Source organism: Amycolatopsis sp. SID8362 (assembly GCF_010550475.1).
GTDB classification, from domain to species: domain Bacteria; phylum Actinomycetota; class Actinomycetes; order Mycobacteriales; family Pseudonocardiaceae; genus Amycolatopsis; species Amycolatopsis eburnea.
Genome location: NZ_JAAGNB010001711.1, coordinates 1 through 252 on the forward strand (window position 1 = coordinate 1; position 252 = coordinate 252).

Genomic DNA, 252 nt, shown 5'->3' on the forward strand with positions numbered 1-252 from the left:
GGCCCTGGAACGCCGGGCCGTAGCGGTAGCCGTGACCGGCGAGGGTGTCGTAGTGGCCGTCGACCGGCAGGGGTTCCGCGCCGGACGGCGGCCACGCGGTCAGGCTCGTGCCCGGCTCGGCACCGGTCGCCAGGACCCCTTCGGCGTGCTGGGTCCAGTCGGCGTCGTCGTTCGGTCGCGAGTGGACGGTCACCGTGCGGCGGCCGTCCTCGTCGGCGGCTTCGACGCGGGCCTGGACGGCGACGCCGCCGC

The 252-nt window shown here is 77.0% G+C and carries 1 protein-coding gene; it reads right to left on the reverse strand.

The window, feature by feature from the left end:
* On the reverse strand, positions 1-252 hold a 252-nt coding region (locus G3I65_RS52105), incomplete at both ends, for a polyketide synthase dehydratase domain-containing protein (RefSeq protein ID WP_160703481.1).